The organism is Streptomyces sp. NPDC087420 (assembly GCF_044744165.1).
GTDB lineage: Bacteria > Actinomycetota > Actinomycetes > Streptomycetales > Streptomycetaceae > Streptomyces.
In genome coordinates this window covers 30,130-52,598 of sequence record NZ_JBIUXU010000021.1, presented here as the reverse complement: position 1 = coordinate 52,598, position 22,469 = coordinate 30,130, and the positions used below count along the sequence as shown (strand labels likewise).

The 22,469-nt window shown below is 74.5% G+C and carries 2 protein-coding genes; both read right to left on the bottom strand.

Features of this window, described 5'->3' with window-relative positions; translation table 11 throughout:
- Positions 1-62 precede the first annotated feature (62 nt).
- Positions 63-7,700, bottom strand: a complete 7,638-nt coding sequence (locus ACIO1C_RS33675) for an amino acid adenylation domain-containing protein (protein WP_401871018.1) — start codon at positions 7,698-7,700, stop codon at positions 63-65.
- Positions 7,697-22,336, bottom strand: coding sequence for an amino acid adenylation domain-containing protein (locus tag ACIO1C_RS33670; protein ID WP_401871015.1), 14,640 nt, complete (start codon positions 22,334-22,336; stop codon positions 7,697-7,699). The genes ACIO1C_RS33675 and ACIO1C_RS33670 overlap by 4 nt, the downstream gene beginning before the upstream one ends.
- Between the last annotated feature and the right edge of the window lie 133 nt (positions 22,337-22,469).

Below are 22,469 nucleotides of genomic sequence, written 5' to 3'. Positions count from 1 at the left end.
TGGGGCGTGTCCGCGAAGTGGCGTCTGGCTCGCGACGCCACTTCGCGGACACGCCCTTGGTTCTAAGGGGTGGGCAGGAAGCCTGTGGTGTGGAAGTAGGTCAGGTAGCGGGTGAGGACCTCGTCCGTCAGGGGTGGCTGGTGGGCGCCCAGGGACGCTGCCGCCTTGGTCGTCTGGCCGGAGTCGAAGCGGCGGTGGTCCCTTGCCTCGGGGCGGGGGCGGGTCTCTTCGCCGAGGAAGAGCTGGGCCGCGTTGTCGGGTTGTGCCGCGACCAGGGACTGCCAGTCGGGGGCGGGGATCGTTCGCAGTGCGTGGCCGAGGCGGGTGGCGGCCTCGAAGACGCGGTCCAGGCCCGGTGCGTCCGGGTTGGTGAGGTGGTACGTCTCCGCGCCGGTCTGGCCCGCCGTGGAGAGCGCCACCACCGCCGCGCTGACGTGGTCCACGGGCACCCAGTCGGTCGATCCGTACGGCAGGTCCGGTACGGCTCCCGCCTGGAGGCATCCCTTGATGAGCCGCCACAGCAGGTCCCGGTCCTGGCAGGCGCCGGTGGTGGTGTCGCCGCTGATGCGACCGGGGCGGTAGACGGTCACCGGCAGGCCGCGTTCGCGGGCCAGGCCGACGAGTCCCTCCGCGACCCACTTGCTGCGCGCGTACCCGTCGGGCAGGCCGGACGCGGGGCCCGCCGGGGTCGACTCCGTGATGGTGAGGGGGTCGGGGCCGGGCGCCGGCGCGTAGACGCCGGTGGTCGAGATGTAGTGCATGCCGGGTGAGGCGGAGTCGGCGAGCAGGCGCAGCAGTTCCTCGGTGCCGCCGACGTTGGGGGCGCGCAGATCACCGTACGGGGCGGCGAAGTTGACGCGTGCGCCGTTGTGCAGGACGGGGCCGAGGCGGCGGACCAGGGCGGTCCTCTCCTCGGGCGACAGGCCGAGGCCGGGGGCGGCGAGGTCACCGGGGACGGGGCGGATCAGGGCCTCGTACCGGGGGCGCCACAGGCCGTAGCGCTCCAGGTTGACCCGCAGCCGGTCCCCCGCGCTCCGCTCGTCCGCGGCCCGTACGAGGCAGTCGACCGGGCCGTCGGTGGTCTCGATGAGGTCCCGCAGGAGGAACGCGCCGAGGAAGCCCGAGGCGCCGGTCAGCAGGGGCCGGGCGGTGGGGCGCGAGAGCCCGCGGGCGGCGGGCGCAGGGGCCGGGCGGAGAACGTTCCGGCCCGCGCCCGTGATGTCCGTGGCCAACCGCACCTCGGCGGTGAGGTCCGGCCCCGCGGTGGTCTCGTCGCTCGTGTCGGGCGTCTCGCTCCCGTCGTCCTCCGTACGCCCCAGGAGACGGTCGACGCCCTCGACCGTGGGCGCCGCGAACAGGGCGCGCAGGGAGACGCGGTGGCCGCATCTCTCCTCGATCCGCTGGACCAGGGTCACGGCCAGCAGGGAGTGGCCGCCCAGGGCGAAGAAGTCGTCCGTGACCCCGACCTCGGGCACGCCGAGCGTCTCCGCGAACGCCTCGCACAGGGTGCGCTCGCGGGCGGTGCGCGGGGCGCGGCCACCGGCCGTCACCACCAGGTCGGGCGCGGGCAGGGCGCGCCGGTCGGTCTTGCCGTTGGGGGTGACGGGCAGGACGTCGAGCCGTACGAAGGCGGCGGGGACCAGGTGGGCGGGCAGGGTGGCGGCGAGGTGGGCGCGCGGATCGGCCTCCGTCCCGCCCACCGTGTACGCGACGAGGCGCCGGTCCCCCGGCCGGTCCTCGCGGACCACCGCGCACGCGGCGGCGACACCGGGCAGGGCGGTGAGGGCGGCCTCGATCTCGCCGAGTTCGATGCGGAAGCCGCGCAGTTTGACCTGGTCGTCGGCGCGGGACACGTAGACGAGCTCCCCGCCGGCCGTCCAGCGCACCAGATCGCCGGTGCGGTACATACGGCCCCCCGCCGGGTCGAACGGGTCGGCCACAAATCGGGACGCGGTCAGGGCGGCCCGGCCGTGATAGCCGCGGGCCAGCCCCGCGCCGGACACGTAGAGCTCGCCGACGACGCCGGCCGGCACGGGCTCCAGCCGGTGGTCCAGGACATGGACCCGGGTGCCGTCGACGGGTACGCCGATGGGCACGGTACGGCCGGGCGCGCCCGGCCCGTCCGCCTGCTGGAAGACGCTCATGGTGGCGCAGACGGTGGTCTCCGTGGGGCCGTACGCGTTGGTCAGGAACCGCTCCCCCGCCCAGGCGTGCACCAGGGCCGGCGGGCACGCCTCACCGGCGAGGACCATCGTGGTCCCGGCGGGCAGCGAGCCGGGCGGCATCACCGCGAGGGCGGCGGGCGGCAGGGTGAGGTGGGTGACGCCCCGTTCGCGGACGAGGGCGGCGAGGGTGGGACCGGGGAGCAGGGCGTCGCGTTCGGCGATCTCCAGGCAGGCCCCGGAGAGCAGTCCCATGCACAGCTCCCAGAACGCGGCGTCGAAGCTGACCGACGCCATGTGCAGCACCCGGCTGCCCGGGCCGACGCGCAGGCGTTCGCTCTGGGTCCTCGCCATGGCGCCGACACCCCGGTGGGTAACGACGACGCCCTTGGGGCGGCCGGTGGAGCCGGACGTGTAGATGACGTACGCGGGATGCGCCGGGAGCGGGGACGGGCCGGGGCCGGTAGGGGCGCCGGGGTGCGCGGACGGCGGGGTGCCGTCCCGGAGGTCGTCGGCGTACAGGCTGGGCACCGGGGAGTCCGGGAGGCCTCGGTGGACGGCCGGTGTGGTGAGGAGCAGCCGGGGCCGGGCGTCGTCCAGCATGTAGGAGAGGCGCGGCGCCGGGTACGCGGGGTCGAGCGGCACGTACGCCGCCCCGGCCTTGAGGACACCGAGGAGGGCCACCACGAGGTCGTGGGTACGGGGCAGGGCGACGGCCACCCGGTCCTCGGGGCCGATGCCCCGGGCGATGAGCCGGCGGGCGAGCGCCTCGGCGCGGCTGTCCAGCTCGCCGTACGTGAGGGTGGTGCCGGCGTCACGGACCGCCGGGGCGTCCGGGGTGCGCCGGGCCCACTGCGCGAAGAGCGCGGGGACCGTGGACGCGGGCCGGTCCTCGGCGGGTCCCGTGCCCCAGGCAGTGAGGCGGGTGCGCTCGGCGCCGGTGAGCACGCCGTACGCGCGCAGCGGGCGGTCGGGGTCGGTGGTGACGGCGGTGAGCAGCAGGACGAGCCGTTCGGCGAGGCCGCGGACGGTGGCCGGGTCGAAGAGTTCCGTCGCGTAGTCGACGGTGGCCCGCATGCCGCTGGGCGTGCCGCCGGTGTCGTACGTCTCGGTGAAGGTGAACGACAGGTCGAACTTGCTGACTCCGAGGTCGACCGGTACCCCGGCGACGGTGAGGCCGGGCAGGTCGACGGGGGCGGTGGGGGTGTGGTTCTGGAGGATGAGCATGGTCTGGAAGAGCGGGTGATGGTTCTGCGAGCGTGCGGGGTTGAGCAGTTCCACGAGTCGCTCGAAGGGGACGTCCTGGTGGGCGTACGCGGAGAGGTCGAACTCCTTGACGCGGTCGAGGAGTTCGAGGAACGTCGGGTCGCCCGTGAGGTCCGTGCGCAGCACGAGAGTGTTCACGAAGAAGCCGACGAGGTCCGAGGTGGCCTCGTCGGTGCGCCCGGCGACGACCGTGCCCAGCGGGATGTCGTCGCCCGCGCCGTGCCGGGAGAGGACCGTCGACAGGGCGGCCTGGAGCACCATGAAGACGCTGCACCCGGCGGCGCGGGCGAGGTCCGCGATCCTTCGGGCGGTGGCGCCGTCGAGGGTGAAGTCGTGGGTGGCGCCGGTGTGCCGGGGCACGGCGGGGCGCGGCCGGTCCCACGGCAGGTCGATCACCTCCGGCAGTCCGTGCAACGCGCCTTTCCAGTGCACGAGTTGACGTGCGACGAGGCTCTCCGGGTCCTTCTCGTCGCCGAGCAGGCGGCGCTGCCACAGGGTGTAGTCGGCGTAGTCGGCGGGGAGCGCGGTCCAGCCGGGTTCCCCGTCGCGGGTCCTGGCGCGGTAGGCGGCGCCGAGGTCCCGGGTGAGGGGGGCGAGGGAGGAGCCGTCGGCGGCGATGTGGTGGATCACGAGGACCAGGACGTGCGCGTCGTCGGCCAGGCGCAGCAGGGTCGCCCGGAGCGGGAGGCGGTGCTCGATGTCGATCGGTTCGGTCGCGGCGGCTCTGACGCGGTCGGGAAGTCCGGTCGCGTCGATGTCCTCGACGGCGAAGGGGAGTTGGACGTCGTCCGGGGCGGTGAGGTGCTGGCGCGGTCCGCCGTCGTCCCCGGGGAAGACGGTGCGCAGGGCGGCGTGCCGGGTGACGAGATCCCGGAGGGCCTGGCGCAGGGCGTCCGTGTCGAGCGGGCCGTCCATGCGGATCGCGAAGGGGATGTTGTACGTGGCGGACGGGCCTTCGAGCCGGTGCAGGAACCACAGGCGCTGCTGCGCGTAGGACAGCGGGAGCACGGCGGGCCGTTCGCGCGGGACGAGGGCGGGGCGGGCGGGCCGGGCCGCGTCCTCCAGGGCGGTGGCGAACGTGGCGACGGTGGGGTTCTGGAAGAGGGTACGGATCTCGCTCTCGGTGCCCAGGGCGGTGCGGACGCGGCCCACGAGGCGGGTGGCGAGCAGGGAGTGGCCGCCCAGGGCGAAGAAATTGTCGTCGGCGCCGACGCGGTCCACGCCGAGGACGTCGGCGAACAGCCCCGCGAGGATCTCCTCGTGGGCGCCGCGCGGCGGCCGGCCCGCCGCGCCGGGCGCGGGGGCGGGGGCGGGCAGGGCCGCGCGGTCGAGCTTGCCGTTGGGGGTCAGGGGCAGCGCGTCGAGCGGCTGGATCGCGGTGGGCACCATGTACGCGGGCAGGTGGCGGCCGATGTGCGCGGCGAGCAGGTCGGGGTCCGGGGTGTGTCCGGGTGCGGGGACGACGTACGCGGTGAGGGTGCGGTCGCCGGGCAGGTCCTCGCGGACCAGGACGCAGGCGCCGCGCACGGACGGGTCGGTACGGAGGACCGCCTCGATCTCGCCGGGTTCGATGCGGTGGCCGCGCAGTTTGATCTGCTGGTCGGCCCGGGCCACGTGGTGCAGGGTGCCGTCGGCGTCCCGGCGCACGAGGTCGCCGGTGCGGTACATACGGCTGCCGTCGCCGGCGAACGGGTCGGCGACGAAGCGGGTGGCGGTGAGGCCGGGCCGCCCCAGGTAGCCGCGCGCCACGCCGGGGCCGGCGACGTACAACTCGCCCTCGGCTCCAGGTGGTACGAGCCGCATCGCCGCGTCCAGGACGTACCCGCGCATGCCGTCGAGCGGCCGGCCGATCGGGGGCACGCGGCCGGGGGTGTCGTCGGGGCGGACGCGGCGCAGGGTGGCGAAGGTGGTCGTCTCGGTGGGCCCGTACGCGTTGAGGACGGCGGTGCCGGGGTGGGCGGCGGCGAGGCGCTGGAGGACGCCGGGCGCGGCGGCCTCCCCGCCGGCGGCGGCCAGCCGCAGCAGGCCGAGGGCGCCGGGGTCGGTCTCGGCGATGACGTTGAACAGGGCCGTGGTCAGGAAGGCCGCCGTGACGCCGTACAGGGCGACGAGGTCGCGGAGCACGGCGGGCTGGAGGGTGCCGTCGGGGGCCACGACCACGCGGCCGCCGTTGAGGAGAGGGGCCCAGATCTCGAAGGTGGAGGCGTCGAAGGCGTACGCGGAGTGCAGCAGGACGGCGTCGGCCGCGCCGTCCCCCCAGGTCCGCTCGGCCGCGAGGGCGGTGATGTCGGCGTGGGTGACGCCGACGCCCTTGGGCAGGCCGGTGGAGCCGGAGGTGAACATCACGTAGGCGAGCCGTGCGCCGCCCGGGACGGCGGGGAGGGTCCGGGGGGTGGCGGGGACGGTCCCGGGGGTGGCGTGGCCGCCGTGCCGGACCCGGCCCGCGGCGTCGACGGTCACCACAGCGACGTCCGGGCCCAGTCGGCCCATCCACGGGTGCGAGCGGGTGGATTCGTCGACGATCAGGGCGCGTACGGCGGCCACCCCGGCGACGCGGACGAGCCGTTCGACGGGCCAGCGCGGGTCGAGGGGTATGTAGGCGGCGCCCGCGCGCAGGGCCCCGAGGGAGCCGGTGACCAGGGCGGCAGAACGGCCGAGGAGAATGCCGACACCGTCCTCGGCGCCGATCCCGAGGCCTGTGAGGGCCCGGGCCAACTCGTCCGACACATCGGTCAGTTGGCGGTACGTCAGTTCCTCGGCGGCCCCGGTCACGGCGACCGCGTCCGGGTGGCGGGCGGCGTGCCGGGCGACGGCGTCCGGGACGCTCATGTCCAGGTCGGCGCCGGTGATTTCGGCGCCGCGCCCCTGGGAGAGCAGGGTGTCACGCTCCCCGTCCAGGAGGACGGGGACGGTGTCGGCGCGGCCGTCGAGCCCTTCCGCCATCACGGTCAGCAGGCGCCGCATGCGGGCGACCGTACGGGCCACCTCGTCGCGGTCGAGGACGGCGGCCCGGTAACCGAAGGTGATCCGCAGGGCGTCGCCCGGTGCGATGGTGAGGGTGAGCGGGTAGTGGGCGGCGTCGGTGCCGCTGAACCCGGTGACCGCGAGATCGGGCAGTCCTTGCTGGGCCGTACGGAGCGCCTCGGCATCCAGCGGGTAGTTCTCGAACACGGCCAGGGTGTCGAAGAGTTCGTCGAGCCCGGTGACGCCGCGCAACTCGGTGAGGCCCACGTACTGGCTGCCGAGGAGACGGCCCTGCTCCTCCTGGAGCCGGGTCAGGAGCGCGGCCAGGGTCTCGCCGGGCGCCGGGCGGAGCCGGACCGGCACGGTGTTGATGAACAGGCCGACCATCGACTCGACGCCCGGGATCTCCGGCGGACGGCCGGAGACGGTGGTGCCGAACATGACGTCACGGCGTCCGGTGAGGTGGGCGAGCAGCAGCCCCCAGGCGCCCTGGACCAGGGTGTTGAGGGTCAGCCGGTGGGCGCGGGCCGTCTCCCGCAGCCGGAGCGTGGTCGTCTCGTCCAGGTCGAGGACGAGGGTCTCCGGCAGGTCGCCGGCTTTCGCCACGTCCGCGCCTCCGCGCCCGGCGAGCAGGGTCGGCGCCTCGACCCCGGCCAGGGCGGTGCGCCAGGTGTCGAGAGCGGCGGTACGGTCCTGTGCGGCCAGCCAGGCGAGGTAGGTCCGGTACGGAGCGACGCGCGGCAGGGCGCTGTCGTCGCCCCGGCTCGCGTACAACTCGAACAACTCCCGTACCAGCACGGGCATCGACCAGCCGTCGAGCAGGATGTGATGGCTCGTCATGACGAGGCGGTGGCGTCGCGGCGCGGTGTGCACCAGGGTGAACCGCATCAGCGGCGGGGTGGCGAGGTCGAAGCGGCGCGTGCGGTCGGCGGCGAGGAACGCGGTGAGGCGTTCCGCTGTCGTGCCGGTCCCGTCCGTGCCCGTCCCGTCCGTGCCGGTGCCCACCGCACCCGTCAAGTCCGTGCCGGTCAGGTCCACTTCCTCCAGCGGCACGGCCACTTCGGCGGCGACGGCCTGCACCGGCTCGTCCAAGTCCTCGTGAAGGAAACCGACCCGCAGGTTGGCGTGCCGCCGCAGCAGGCCGGCGATCGCGGCGCGCAGCGTGGGGACGCTGACGGAGCCTTCGAGGTCGAAGACGAACTGCGCGGTGTAGACGTCCACGGCGTGGGAGTCGTACAGCGCGTGAAAGTGCATGCCTGCCTGCAACGGCGTCAGCGGCAGTACGTCTTCCAGCTGGAACCCGGTCACTTGCGTCCACCCCACTTGTTCTGAAGTCGGTCGATCTGGGCCTGGTTGAGCGAGACCAGGGGAAGGTCGGACGGCGTCCAGCCGCCCGCGTCGGGTCGTTCGGTGTGTTCGGCGAGGGCGCGCAGGGCGCGGCCGAACGTGTCGGACAGGGCCTCCACGTCCTCCTCCTTGAGGAGGTCGCTGGGCCACGTCCAGCGGATCACCAGGCGCGGTCCTTCCGGCAGGTCCTCGGTGTGCGCGTTGATGTCGAGGACGTGGTGGACGGGCATGTCCGGGTCCTGGCTGCGCGGGCCGCCGCCGTCGAGCAGCACGTCCCAGTCGGCTTCCGTTCCCGGCCCCCCGCCGTCGTCCGCGTCGGCCGGAGCGGCGTACCGGCCCAGGTAGTTGAAGCCGATCTGGGGCGTGGGCGCGGCGGCCAGCCGGGGGCGGGTGGCCGGATTGAGGTGGCGCAGCATGCCGTAGCCGACCCCGTGGTCGGGGACGGTCCGCAGCTGTTCCTTGACGCGTTTGAGGGCGCGTTCGACCAGCGCGGCGTCGAAGTTCCGGGGGTCGCGGGTGTCGCCGGGGCCGGGGTCGAGCCGGACCGGGTAGAGGCTGGTGAACCAGCCGACCGTACGGGACAGGTCGAGGTGGTCGGCGAGTTGCTCGCGGCCGTGGCTCTCCAGGTCCAGGAGGACGCCGGTGCCGGCCGGCCGGTGTTCGCCGCGGGCGGCGGCCCGTTCCGCGCGCCAGGAGCGGACGGCAAGGGCGAAGCCGGTGAGCAGGACGTCGTCCACGCCGGCGTGGAAGGCGGCGGGGACGGTGGTGAGCAGGGGTGTCGTCCACGTGGCGGGCAGATGGGTGGTCAGGGTGCGGGTGCGGTCGGCGGTGTCCAGGTGGGGGTCGAGCGGCCGGTATCCCAGCTGTGGGTCGGGGGCGCTCACCACCTCTTCCCACCGGGGCAGTTCGGCCTCGCGGCCGGCGCCGCGCGCCTGGGAGGCGAGGAGTTGGGCCCAGCGCCGGTAGGAGGTGGTGACGGGGGGCAGGGTCGCGGGGCCCCCGCTGCTGACGGTGTGCCAGGCGGTGGCCAGATCGGCGGCGAGGACGCGCCAGGAGACCGCGTCGACGGCCAGGTGGTGCACGACGAGGAGCAGCCGCCCGCGCGCGTGCGGTCCGGCGTCGGCCCAGACTGCCTGGACCACGTTCCCCTCCGCGGGCCGCAGCCGCCTGCGGGCCTGTTCGCCGGCCTCCGTGACAGCGGCGCGGGTGGCACCGGCGCCGAGGCCCGTGACGTCGACGCGGGTGAAGCGGTCGCGGGCGGACACGGCGTCGGGCGGCATCGCTTCGAGGACGGGTCCGCCCCCGGCCGGGCGGGTGACCCGCAGCCGCAGCATCGCGTGGAGGTCGAGGAGGAGTTGGAGGGCCGCGACGAGGGAGTCCTCGCCGGCGCCGGCGGGTGTGCGCAGCACCCCGGACTGGTTGTAGCCGTCGATGGCGCCGGGCCGCTCCAGGAGCCAGGCGATGATGGGAGTCGGTGGCAGCTCGCCGGTGCCCGGATCGGCGGGGGCCGCGATCCGCTGGTCGAGTGCGGTGGCTGCCGCCGCGATGGCTTCGGGCGTGCGGTGGGCGAAGACGTCGCGCGGGGTGACCCCGAGGCCGGCCTCGCGGAGGCGGCTGACGAGCTGGATGGAGAGGATGCTGTCACCGCCGAGCGCGAAGAAGTCGTCGTCGGTGCGGACCATTTGGGCGCGCAGGACGAAGGCGAACACGTCACAGAGGACCTGCTCGCGTTCGGTACGCGGCTCTCCGCCCGGCCGGGTGGCCGCCGGGCGCGCCGGGACGGGCAGGGACCGGCGGTCGGTCTTGCCGTTGGGGAGCAGCGGCAGCGCGTCGAGGGGCACAAACACGGTGGGCACCATGTACGGCGGCAGGACCGAGGTGAGCCGCGCGCGCAACTCCCCGTCGGCGAGAGGTGCGTGGCCGCTCCGCGGGTCGGGAACGGTGTAGGCGACCAGACGCCGCTCGCCCGGCCGGTCCTCGCGCACGAGGGCGCAGGCGGCGGCGATGGAGTCGACGGCGGTGAGCGCGGCCTCGATCTCGCCGAGCTCGATACGGAAGCCGTGCAGCTTGACCTGGTCGTCGGCGCGGGAGACGTAGGTCAGCAGCCCGTCGGCGTCCTGCCGGACGAGGTCGCCCGTACGGTACATGCGGCTCCCGGCGGGGCCGTACGGATCGGCGACGAAGCGCGCGGCCGTCAGGCCGGGGCGCCCCAGGTAGCCGCGCGCGAGCCCGTCGCCCGCCACGTACAGCTCGCCGGTGACACCCGGTGGCACCGGCCGCAGACCGGCGTCCAGGACATGGGCGCGGGTGTTGTCGACGGGGCGGCCGAGCGGCACGCCCCCGTCCCGCGCGGCGGTGTCCGGCCCCCCGCCCCGGTGGTGGTGGGCGGTGGCGTCGATGGTCGTCTCGGTGGGCCCGTACAGGTTGTGCACCTCGGCCCGCCAGGCGCGCCCGACCCGCTCCGCCAGGGACCGGGACAGCGGTTCGCCGCCGCACAGGACGGCCCGCAGGGTCGCGGGCGCGTCGTCGGGACCGGTCTCGGTGAGGATGAGCGAGAGGTGCGAGGGAACGAACTGGGCGACGGTCACGCCCGTGTCGCGCATCCGGGCCAGCAGTCCTGCGGGGTCGTGGTTGGCGACGGGCGGCACGGGGCAGGTGGAGCCGCCGTGCAGGAGCGGCAGCCAGGTCTCCCACACCGAGGCGTCGAAGCTCGGCGAGGTGCGGGCGAGGACCCGGTCGTCGTCGGTGAGGCCGAGGTGTCCCGCCATCCACGCCATGTGGTTGGTCAGGGAGGCGTGGGTGACCACAACGCCCTTGGGGCGGCCGGTGGAGCCCGAGGTGTAGATGACGTACGCCGCGTCGCGCGGGTCCGGCGCGGCGGCCGGCGGCGCGGCGCGCCCGGTGGACCAGGCGGCGCGGTCGTCCAGCGCCAGGCTCGGCAGGGACAGGCCGCGGCGGGCGGCGCGGTCGGCGCCGTGGGTGAGGAGCAGCGCGGGACGGGCGTCGGCGAGCATGTGGGCGATCCGTGCCGCGGGGTACTCCAGGTCGACCGGCAGGTAGGCGGCCCCGGCCTTGGTGACCGCCAGCATCGCCACGACCTGGTCGGCGGTGCCTTCCAGGGCGAGCGCGACGAGGTCGCCGCGGCCGATGCCCCGGTCGTGCAGGTGGTGCGCCAAGTCGTCGGAGAGCTGGTCGAGTTCACGGAAGGTGAGGCGGTACGCGCCGTCCCGCACGGCGATCGCGGCGGGTGTACGGGCGCACTGCGCGCGGAACGCCTCGGGCGCCGTGGCCGCCGCCCGGGGCCGGACGGGTCCGTGGGCGGCGTGTGCGAGGCTCCGCCGCTCGGCCGCGTCCAGGACGTCGACGGTGTGGACGCGGCGGCCGGGGTCGGCGGCGAGCGAGGCGAGCACGCGGGTGAGCCGGGCGGCCAGGGTGTGCGCGGTGGTGGGGGTGAAGAGTTCGGTGGAGAACTCCAGGACGCCGTCGAGGCCGGCGGGCCGGCCCGTGCCGTCGTGTCTCTCGGCGAAGGTGAAGGTCAGGTCGAACTTGCTGATCCCGGTCCGCACGGGCTGCTGCGTCACCGTGAGACCCGGCAGGTCGACGATGGCGTCCGCCTGGTTCTGGAGGACGAGCATGGTCTGGAAGAGCGGGTGGTGGTTCTGGGCCCTGACCGGGCTGAGGGAGTCCACCAGCCGTTCGAAGGGCACGTCCTGGTGGGCGTAGGCGGCGAGGTCGAACTCCCGTACCCGGTCCAGCACTTCGGCGAAGGTGGGGTCCCCGGTCAGGTCGGTGCGCAGGACCAGGGTGTTGACGAAGAAGCCCACCAGATCGTCGAGGGCTTCGTCGGTGCGTCCGGCGACGGCGGTGCCGAGCGGGATGTCCTCACCGGCGCCGTGCCGGGACAGCAGCACCGACAGGGCCGCCTGGAGCACCATGAAGAGGCTGCATCCCCGGGACCGCGCGAGGTCCGCGAGGGCCCGGTGGGTGTCCGCGTCGACCGGGAAGGTGAACGCGTCGCCGCCGTACGCCGTGACAGCGGGTCTCGGTTGGTCGCAGGGCAGTTCGAGCAGGTCGGGGGCTCCGGCGAGGGCCGTACGCCAGAAGTCCAGCTGGCGGGCGGCCCGGCTGGCCGGGTCGTCCTCGTCGCCGAGCAGCGCGCGCTGCCACAGGGCGTAGTCGGCGTACTGGACGCCCAGTTCCGTCCAGGCGGGCTCCTCCCCCTCGGTGCGCGCCCGGTACGCCGTGCCCAGGTCGCGGGCGAGCGGGGCGAGGGACCAGCCGTCGCCCGCGATGTGGTGGACGACCAGCACGAGGATGTGCGCCTCGGCGCCGAGCCGTACCAGCCGGGCCCGTACGGGGAGTTCGGCGCTCACGTCGAAGGCGTGCGCCACCTCGGCGGACAGCACCTCGTCCAGGCGGGCGGGATCGGTGTCGGGGCCAGTGTCGGGGTCGGGGTCGGGGTCGGGGTCGGCGTCGGCGTCGGCGTCGGGGTCGGGGTCAGTGCCGGGGTCGATGGAGCGGGGTGTCAGGTCGATGTCGGCGTCATGGGCGTCCAGGACGAGCTGGCGCGCCACCCCGTCGGCGTCGGGGAAGACGGTACGCAGGCTCTCGTGGCGCTCCACGACGTCCACCAGGGCGCTCTCCAGGGCGTCCGTGTCGAGGGGACCGTCCAGCCGCAGCACGAGCGGCACGTTGTACGTGGCGCTGGGCCCCTCGAACCGGTTGAGGAACCACAGGCGCTGTTGCGCGAAGGACAGGGGCAGCGGGTCGGGGCGGTCCGCGACGCGCTCCAGGCGGCTCCTGGCCTTCGCGGCGCCGTCCAGCGCGGCGGCGAGCGCGGCCGGGGTGGGGTGCTCGAAGAGGGTCTTCACCTCGGCCTCCACGCCGAGTGCGGTACGGATGCGCGCGGTGAGACGGGTGGCGAGCAGTGAATGGCCGCCCAGGGCGAAGAAGTTGTCGTCCACTCCCGCGCCGTCGAGGCCGAGCACGTCGGCGAAGAGTCCGCACACGATCTCCTCGCGGGCGGTACGGGCCGCGCGCCCGCGGACCGGGCTGTGCTGGGCGGGCGCCGGGAGGGCGCGCCGGTCCACCTTGCCGTTGACGGTCAGCGGCAGCGCGTCGAGCGGGACAAACGCGGAGGGCACCATGTAGGCGGGCAGGGACCGGCCGACGGCCCGGGCCAGGTCGCCGGGTTCCGGGCTCGACCCGGTGGCGGGCACCACGTACGCGACGAGCCGCCGGTCGCCCGGGGTGTCCTCGCGGACGACGGCGAAGGAGTCGGCGACTCCCTCGCAGGAGGCCAGCACGCCCTCGATCTCGCCGAGTTCGATGCGGTAGCCGCGCAGCTTCACCTGGCCGTCGGCACGGGTGACGTACGCGATCTGCCCGTCGCGGGTCCAGCGGACCAGGTCGCCGGTGCGGTACATGCGCCCGCCCGCCGGGTCGAACGGGTCGGCCACGAACCGCGCGGCGGTCAGGGCGGGCAGCCCGGTGTACCCGCGGGCGACGCCGCGTCCCGCGAGGTACAACTCCCCCACGACACCCGGCGGTACGGGCCCCAGGGAGGCGTCCAGGACGTAGAGGCGCATGCCGTCCAGGGGCCGCCCGATGGGCGGCGGGCCCGACGGCAGGCCGGCCGCCACCTCGTAGCGCGTCGCGAAGGTGGTGGTCTCGGTGGGTCCGTACACATGGAGGACCCGTACGCCTGGCGCGGTGGCGGCGACCCGCTGCATCGCGTCCGGAGAGGCCAACTCCCCACCGGCGCAGACGAGTCGGAGGCCGGCGAAGGTGCCGGGGTCGGTCTCGGCGATCACGTTGAACAGGGCTGTCGTCAGGAAGACGGCGGTCACTCCGTGCTCCTGGACGGCGATGTCGAGGGTGCGCGCCTCCAGGACGCCGTCCGGTGCGACGACCACCCGGCCGCCGTGCAGGAGCGGCGCCCAGATCTCGAACGTGGAGGCGTCGAAGACGTACGCCGAGTGCATCAGGACCGCGTCGGCGGCGCCGTCCCGCCAGGCCGAGTCGGCGGTGAGCGCGACCACGTCGGCGTGGGTGACGCCGACCCCCTTGGGCAGGCCGGTGGAGCCGGAGGTGAACATCACGTACGCGAGGGCGCCGGGGCCCGGCACGTCGGGGGGGTGTCCCGGCCGTTCGGGCGCGCCCCGCAGGACCCGGCCGAGCCGGTCCACCACAACAACCGGCAGTTGACGGGCTCTTGCGGTCACCCAGGGGGCGGCGGCGGTGTCCTCGCCGACGACCAGGACCCGTACGTCCGCCACTTCGGCGACCTGGTCGAGCCGTTCCTCGGGCCAGCGGGCGTCCAGCGGGACGTAGGCGCCGGCCGCGCGGACCGCGCCGAGGGACGCCGTCACCACGGCGGCCGACCGGCCGAGCACCACCCCGACCCCGTCCTCCGGGCCGACGCCGAGGCCCACCAGGGTGCGGGCGAGGCCGGCGGAGATCCGGTCGAGCTCGGCGTACGTGAGGGTGGTGTCCTCGCCGGTGACGGCCACGGCGTCCGGGGTGCGGAGCGCCTGGGCCGCGAAGAGGGCGGGCAGGGTGGCCGCGTCCGGGGTGCCCGGCGTGTCCGGGGTGCCCGCGGGCAGGCCGCGACCGGTGCCCCAGCGCGTCACCCGGGTGCGTTCGTCCGGTGTCATCAGGTCGTAGCCCGCCACGGACCGGCCGGGGTCGGCCGCCACCTGCTCCAGGAGGCCGACCAGACGGGCCGCGAAGGCCTCCACGGTGGTCCGGTCGAAGAGAGCGGTGGCGTACTCGATCCCGGCGGTGAGGCCGCCCCCGCCCCGCTCCTCGGTGAAGGCGAAGGTGAGGTCGAACTTGCTCAGGCCGTTGTGGACGAGCCGGTCCTCGACGGTGAGCCCCGGCAGGTCGGGGCGGACGGTCTCCTGGTTCTGGAGGACCAGCATGGTCTGGAACAGCGGATGGTGGTCACGTGCCCGGACGGGGTTCAGGCTCTCGACAAGACGCTCGAACGGCACGTCCTGGTGCCCGTAGGCGGCCAGGTCGAACTCCCTGACCCGTACGAGCAGTTCACGGAAGGTCGGGTTGCCCGACAGGTCCGTGCGCAGGACGAGCGTGTTGACGAAGAACCCGACCAGGTCCTCCAGCGCCTCGTCCGTACGCCCGGCGACGGGCGAGCCGAGCGGGATGTCGTCGCCCGCGCCGTGCCGGTGCAGCAGGGTCGCCACCGCCGCCTGGAGCACCATGAACAGGCTGCTGCCCGACTCCCTTGCCAAAAGGAGGAGTTGGGTGTGCAGGGACGGTGGTACGTCGAAGGTGTGGACGGCCCCTCTGGGGTCGGTGGTGACCGGGCGCGGACGGTCCAGCGGCAGATCGATCAGCCCGGGCAGACCGGCCAGGGCGCTGTGCCAGTGGTCGAGCCGGCGCCGCAGCACGTTCGGCGGCGCGTCTTGGCCTTCGTTGCTGCTCTCGTTGCTGCCGTCATCGCTGCCGTCAGTGCCGTCGCCGAGGGCGGCCCGCTGCCAGAGGGTGTAGTCGGCGTACTGGAGCGGCGTACCGGCCGGTGGCTCCGGTGCCCGGCCCGCGAGACGGGCCCGGTAGGCGTCGCCGAGATGGCGGGCGAGGGGCGCGAGGGACCAGCCGTCGCCCGCGATGTGGTGCAGGACGAGCACCAGGACGTGGTGAGCGGGTGACGAGCGCAGGAGCAGGGCGCGCAGCGGCAGGTCCGTGACGACGTCGAACGGCTCGCGCACGGCGGCCAGGACGGCCGCCTCCAGATCGGCGGGCGCCGTGCTCACCACCGGCAGGGGAGGCGTGGCGGTGTCGGCGGGGAGGATCAACTGGTGCGGTACGCCGTCCCGTTCGGGGAACAGCGTGCGCAGCGCCTCGTGCCGCTCCACGACGTCGGCGAGGGCGGCGCGCAGGGCCTCCGGGTCGAGCCGGCCGCCGAGTTCCAGGACGAGCGGGATGTTGTAGGCGGAGCTGGGGCCTTCGAGGCGGTTGAGGAACCACAACCGCTGCTGCGCGAAGGACAGCGGCAGCGGATCGGGCCGCGACGCGGCGGGTGCCACCGGCGGGCGGGCGTGGCCCGGTGTGTCGAGGACGCGGGCCAGGCCCGCGACGGTGGGGTGCTCGAAGAGGGTACGTACGGCGGTCTCGGCGCCCAGGACGGAACGGACGCGGCTGACCACACGCATGGCGAGGAGCGAGTGGCCGCCGAGGTCGAAGAAGCTGTCGTGCGGGCCGACCGAGGGCACGTGCAGGACGTCGGCGAAGATCCCGGCGAGCAGGTCCTCCTGGAGAGTGCGCCGCCCCGCGCCGGCGGACGTGTCGGGGCCCGGGGCGGGTGCGGGCAGGGCGCGTCGGTCCACCTTGCCGTTGGGCAGGAGCGGGAGGTCGTCCAGGAGGACGACAGTGCCGGGCACCATGTAGTGGGGCAGGCTCTCGGCGAGGCCGTCACGGAGGGCGGCGGGGCGCGGGGCCGGGTCGCCGGCGACGGCGTAGGCGACAAGGTGGCGCCGGCCGGGTTCGTCCTCGCGGATCACGGCGCAGGCGGCCGTGACGCCGGGGCGCGCCAGGAGCGCGGCCTCGACCTCGCCCAACTCGACGCGGAAACCGCGGAGTTTGACCTGGTCGTCGGCGCGGGACACGTAGTCGAGCAGCCCTTGCCCGTTCCACCGTACGAGATCGCCCGTCCGGTACATGCGGGCGCCGGTGGCGTCGAAGGGGTCGGCGACGAACCGTTCGGCGGTCAGACCACGGCGGTGCAGGTAGCCGCGGGCGAGGTTGGGGCCCGACAGGTACAACTCCCCTGTGACACCCGGCGGTACGGGCCGCAGCCGGCCGTCGAGGACGTAGGCGCGCGTGGTGTCGACGGGGCGGCCGATGGGCACGGTCTCGGACGGTGTGCCGGGGTCCGCGTGCTCGGCGGTGCCTGGGCTGCCCGTCCCCGGACCGCCGAAGTCCGGATCTCCGACCCGGTGGGCGGTCGCGTCGACGGTCGCCTCGGTCGGTCCGTACAGGTTGTGCGCCTCGGCCCGCCACAGTCCGGTGATGTCGGCGGCGAGGGCGCGCGGCAGCGGTTCGCCGCCGCACAGGACGGCGCGCAGGTGGGGCAGCGGCGCGGCGTGCGCCGCTTCGGCGAGGACGAGGGTCAGGTGCGCGGGCACGAACTGGGCGACGGTGACGTCGAATCGGCTCATCCAGGAGACCAGGGCGTGCGGGTCCCGGTTGGCGTCGTCGGGCAGGACACAGACCTGGGCGCCGTTCATCAGCGGGAGCCACAGCTCCCACACGGAGGCGTCGAAGCTGGTGGAGGTGCGGGCGAGGACCCGGTCGTCCGGGGTGAGGGACAGGTACCGCGCCATCCACGCCATGTGATTGGCCAGGGCGCCGTGCGGCACGACCACGCCCTTGGGGCGGCCGGTGGAGCCGGAGGTGTGGATGACGTACGCGGGATCCGCCGGGTGGGGGGTGTCCTGGGCGGGCGCGGTGGGTCCCGTGGGCAGGGCGGCGGGGTCGTCGAGGGCGAGCCACGGCACGTCGTGGGCGGGCAGGTCCGCCTGGGCGCGGGTGGTGGTGAGCAGCAGGACGGGCCGGGCGTCGTCCAGCATGTGCCGGATGCGCGCGGCCGGATACCGCGGGTCGACGGGCAGGTAGGCGGCGCCCGCCCGCAGCACGGCCAGCATGGCGACGAGGGTGTCGACGGACGGGGGCACGGCGAGGGCCACCAGGTCCTCGCGGCCCGCGCCCCGCTCGCGCAGGACGTGGGCGACGGCGTCGGCGCGGGCGTCGAGTTCGGCGTAGGTGAGGCTCCTACGCGCGTCGCGCACGGCGACGGCGTGGGGAGTGCGTACGGCCCACGCGCGGATCGCCTCGGGAGCGGTACGGGTCGGCAGCGGGCGCTCCGTACCGCGTCCCTGGCCGAGGAGGACGTCCCGCTCGCCCGGTAGGAGCGGGTCGAGGCCGGCGACGGGGCGGTCGGGGTCGGTCACGGCCTGGGTGAGGACGTGGGCGAAGCGGGCGCTGAGGGCGCGGGCGGTGGGGGCGTCGAAGAGGTCGGTGGCGTATTCCAGGTGTCCGGCGATGCCAGCCGTGCTGTGTGCGGTGTGTTCTGTGTGTTCTGTCTGCGCTGTGACCTCGGTGAGCGAGAACGTCAGGTCGAACTTGCTGATCCCGGTGTGCCGGGACCGGTCGTGGACGGTGACGCCGGGCAGGTCGAGCCCCGCCCGCTCCTGGTTCTGGAGGACCAGCATGGTCTGGAAGAGCGGGTGGTGGTCGCCGGACCGCTCGGGGTTGACCGCCTCCACGAGCCGTTCGAAGGGCACGTCACCGTGGCTGAAGGCCGCGATGTCGAACTCCTTGACGCGGTCCAGCAGTTCACGGAAGGTCGGGTCGCCGGACAGGTCCGTGCGCAGGACGAGCGTGTTGACGAAGAAGCCGACCAGATCGTCCAGGGCCTCATCGGTCCGTCCGGCCACGGCGGTGCCCAGCGGGATGTCGTCACCGGCGCCGTGGGCGCGCAGGGTCACGGCGAGGGCCGCCTGGAGCACCATGAAGGGGGTGCAGCCGGCGGCGCGGGCGAGCCGGGTGAGCGCGGCGTGCGCGGGGGCGGGCAGCTCGAAGGGGACGGTGTCGCCCCGGTGGCTGGGCACGGCGGGGCGCGGCCGGTCGACCGGCAGGTCGAGCAGGTCGGGGGCGCCGCGCAGCGCCTCCTGCCAGAAGGCGAGCTGACGGGCGGCCAGGCTGTCCGGGTCGCTGTCGTCGCCGAGCAGCCGGCGCTGCCAGAGGGCGTAGTCGGCGTACTGCACGCGCGGCGCCGGCAGGCCGGACGTGCCGCCCGTACCCGTGCCCTCGGTCCTGGCGCGGTAGGCGGCGCCCAGGTCACGGCTCAGCGGGGCGAGGGACCAGCCGTCGGCGACGACGTGGTGGAGCACGAGGACCAGGAGGTGACGGGCGGGGGCCAGGCGGAGCAGGTGGGCGCGGACGGCGACGTCACCGGCCAGGTCGAAGGGCACGGCGGTCAGCCGGTCCACCGTTTCCCCGGCCCAGGCGTCCGCGGGCTCCCCCGGCGGGGGCAGCTCCACGACGAGAGGGACGAGCGACGCGGCGGCCCCCGCGTCCAGGACTTCCTGGCGGGCGACCCCGTCGTCCTCGGCGAAGACGGTGCGCAGGCTCTCGTGCCGTACGACCACGTCGGCCAGCGCGCCGCGCAGGGCGTCCGGGTCCAGCGGACCGTCGAGTTCCAGCACGAGCGGCACGTTGTAGGTGGCGCTGGGGCCTTCGAGGCGGTTGAGGAACCACAGGCGCTGCTGCGCGAAGGACAGCGGCACCGCGTCGGGCCGGTCCTGCGGAACGAGGGGCGGCCTGGCCACCCCGGAGGTGTCGAGGACGGCGGCGAGAGAGGCGACCGTGGGGTGGTCGAAGAGGGTACGGAGGTCGAGTTCGGCGCCCAGGGCGGCCCGGGTCCTGCCGATGAGACGGGTGGCGAGCAGCGAATGGCCGCCCAGGGAGAAGAAGTTGTCGTCCACCCCGACGGCGGCCATGCCCAGGACGTCGGCGAACAGGCCGGCCAGGACCTCTTCGCAGGCCGTGCGCGGGACGCCGCCCGTGGTGACGGCGGCGCGGGGCACGGGCAGCGCGCGGCGGTCGACCTTGCCGTTGCCGTTGAGGGGCAGCGCGTCGAGCGGGACAAACGCGGAGGGCACCATGTACGCGGGCAGGCTGCGCGCCAGTCTGCGGGCCAGGGTGGCCTCGTCCGGCCGGGCGCCGGGGGCCGGCACGACGTAGGCGACGAGCCTGCGGTCACCCGGTATGTCCTCGCGGACCAGGACGCACGCGGCGCGCACCTCCGGGTCGGTGACCAGGGTGTTCTCGACTTCGCCCAACTCGATGCGGAACCCTCGGAGTTTGACCTGTCCGTCCGCGCGCCCGACGTACTCGATGGCGCCGCTCTCGGTCCAGCGCACGAGGTCGCCGGTGCGGTACATGCGCCCGCCGCCCCCGTCGTACGGGTCGGCGACAAACCGGGTGGCGGTCAGCGCGGCGCGGCCCTGGTAGCCACGGGCGACGCCCCGGCCGCTCACGTACAGCTCCCCCACGACGCCGGGCGGCACCAGGCCGAGGGAGCCGTCGAGCACGTACAGGACCGTCCCGTCGAGGGGCCGGCCGATGGGCGGCACGCCCGCCGTGCCGGCGTCGACCGGGTGGCGGGTGGCGAAGGTCGTGGTCTCCGTGGGGCCGTACACGTGCAGGACGCGGGTGCCGGGAGCGGCGGCGGCCACGCGCCGCATCACGTCCGGGGTGGCCGTCTCGCCCCCGGCGGCGACCAGCCGCAGCCCGGCGAACGCCGCGGGGTCGGTCTCGGCGACGACGTTGAACAGGGCTGTCGTCAGGAACAGCGCGGTGACCCCGTGCCGGTCCACCAGCTCTGCGAGGACCCGCGCCTCCAGGACGCCCGGCGGCGCGACCACCACGCGGCCGCCGTTCAGGAGCGGCACCCAGATCTCGAACGTGGAGGCGTCGAACACGTAGGCCGAGTGCATCAGCACCGCGTCGGACACGCCGTCCTTCCAGGTGGTGTCGGCGGTCAGCGCGAGGACGTCGGCGTGGCTGACGCCGACGCCTTTGGGCAGGCCGGTGGAGCCGGAGGTGAACATGACGTAGGCGAGCCGGCCGCCGAGGGCCACGGTCGGCCGCACTCCCCGCCGCGGGGGAACCCCGCGTAGAAGGCCGCCGTGATCGTCCACGACGATCACCGGTAGGGTGGCCGCCGTCTCCCGTACCCAGGGCCGGTCGGCATGGGCCGCGTCCACCACCAGGGCCCGGACCCGGGCGACGTCGGCGACCTGGTCGAGCCGTTCGGCCGGCCAGGCCGCGTCCATCGGTACGTACGCGGCTCCGGCGCCCACCACGCCCAGCGTGGCGGACACCAGGGCCGCCGAACGGTCCACCAGGACACCGACACCGTCCTCGGTTCCGACGCCCCAGCCGCACAAGGCCTCTGACAGGGCGTCAGCGAATTCCGCCAGCTCCCGGTACGAGAGCGTGACGGCACCGTCCACCACCGCGGGGGCGTCCGGCGTCCCGCGTACCTGTGCGCGGAACACCTCCGGCAGGGTGGATCCGACGGTCTCCGCGGGCAGGTCCGCCCCCCGGCCCTGGGCGAGCAGCGTCCCGGCGCCGGTCGCGTCGAGGAACGGCAGGTCGCGGAGGGGGACGTCGGCGTCCGCGCCGGCCAGCGCCGAGAGGAAGGAGACGACGGCCCGCTGGTGCAGCCGCACGTCCTCGGGCCGGTACAGCTCCGGGTTGGTGTCGAAGCCGATCAACGGGTCCTTGCCCTCGGCCCGTTCGGAGACGAAGAGGGACAGGTCGTCCACCGGACCGAGGGACAGCAGCCGCGAGGGGGCGGGGGTGCCGGCGAGGTCGAGGTCGTAGTTGTAGCCCATGATGTTGACGACGATGTCGCTCAGGCGCCCGGCGGCGTCCGTCATCCGCAGTTCACGGGCGAGCTGTTCGCGGGAGAAGCGGCGGTGGCGCAGGGCTCCGCGCATCTCGGCGGCGACGGTGCGCACGAGGCCGCCGACGGTCATGTCCCCGGTGACGGTCAGGCGCAGCGGCAGGACGTTGGAGGTCATGCCGACGATGTGCCGCAGCCCGCCGTGGCGGCCGTTGGAGGCGAGGCCCACGGTGACGTCCTGGTTCCCGGTGACCCGGGCGACGTAGGCGGCGACCGCGCTCACGAAGACCGCGGACCAGGTGGTGCGGTGGCCGGCGGCCAGTCGGCGCAGGTCGTCGAAGACGGCGAAGGGCAGCGTCTCGCGGGTGTGCAGCCCGCCGGGCGTGCCGGACAGCTCGTCGGCCGCCGGGGCGTCGGCGCGGCGGCGGATGAGCGCCGTACCGTCACGTCCGTCCTGTAAGTCTCCGGCGCCGGCCGGGTCCGTGAGGTGGCCGGCGGCCAGGCCGGCGAACTTGCCGGTCCAGTACGCGCGGTCCGCCTCGTACTGGTCCGAACCGCGGTAGGCCACTTCACCGGCCACGAGGTCGCGCAGGGGCGCGGCGGGCAGCTCGATGGCGTCCAGGTCCTCGCCCCGCACGGCGCGTGTGTACAGATCGGCGACGGTACGGGTGAAGACGGCGCCGCTGAGGCCGTCGATCGCGATGTGGTGGAAGCGGAGATACCAGTAGTACAGCCGGGGGGCGAGGCGCAGCAGCGCGTAGTGGTGGTGCGGTGCGTCGAGCCGGTCGACGGTGGCCATGTCGGCGGCCATGTAGCGCTCGGCGGCGGCGACGGGGTTGTCGGCGCCCGACAGGTCGACCGGGCGGAGGAGGCCGGTCCGGGGCGGGGAGGGGCGGGCGACACGCTGGCGAACCGTTCCGTCCCGGGTGACGATCTCGAGGTTGAGGCTGTCACACAGGGCGACGGCCCGGTCGAGAGCGGCCGCTAATAACCCTTCGTCGAGGTCACCACGGATCTCGATGCATTCCCCGATATTGCATTTCGGGCTGTCCGGGTCGACCAGTTGCCCGTACCACATGCCCTGCTGGGCCGTGGTCAGTTCGAAAGTATCTTCTGTCTCTTCGGGAGACACTTCTGTGGAGAGGGGACTGTTTTCTTGCATGCCGATCGACACCTTCGGGAAGATTTTAAGGGACAGCGAGAAGGCATGGCGAAACCACCCTCGCCGTTGCGCCCGCTTTTGGGAACGGACCGGTGAAAGCCGAAAGGAAGCCGCCGCGCCTTTGCGCCCGGCG

Bases quoted from the DNA above. Each gene is read 5' to 3' on its own strand.
- ACIO1C_RS33670 (WP_401871015.1), bottom strand. From the start codon at position 22,336: ATGCAAGAAAACAGTCCCCTCTCCACAGAAGTGTCTCCCGAAGAGACA.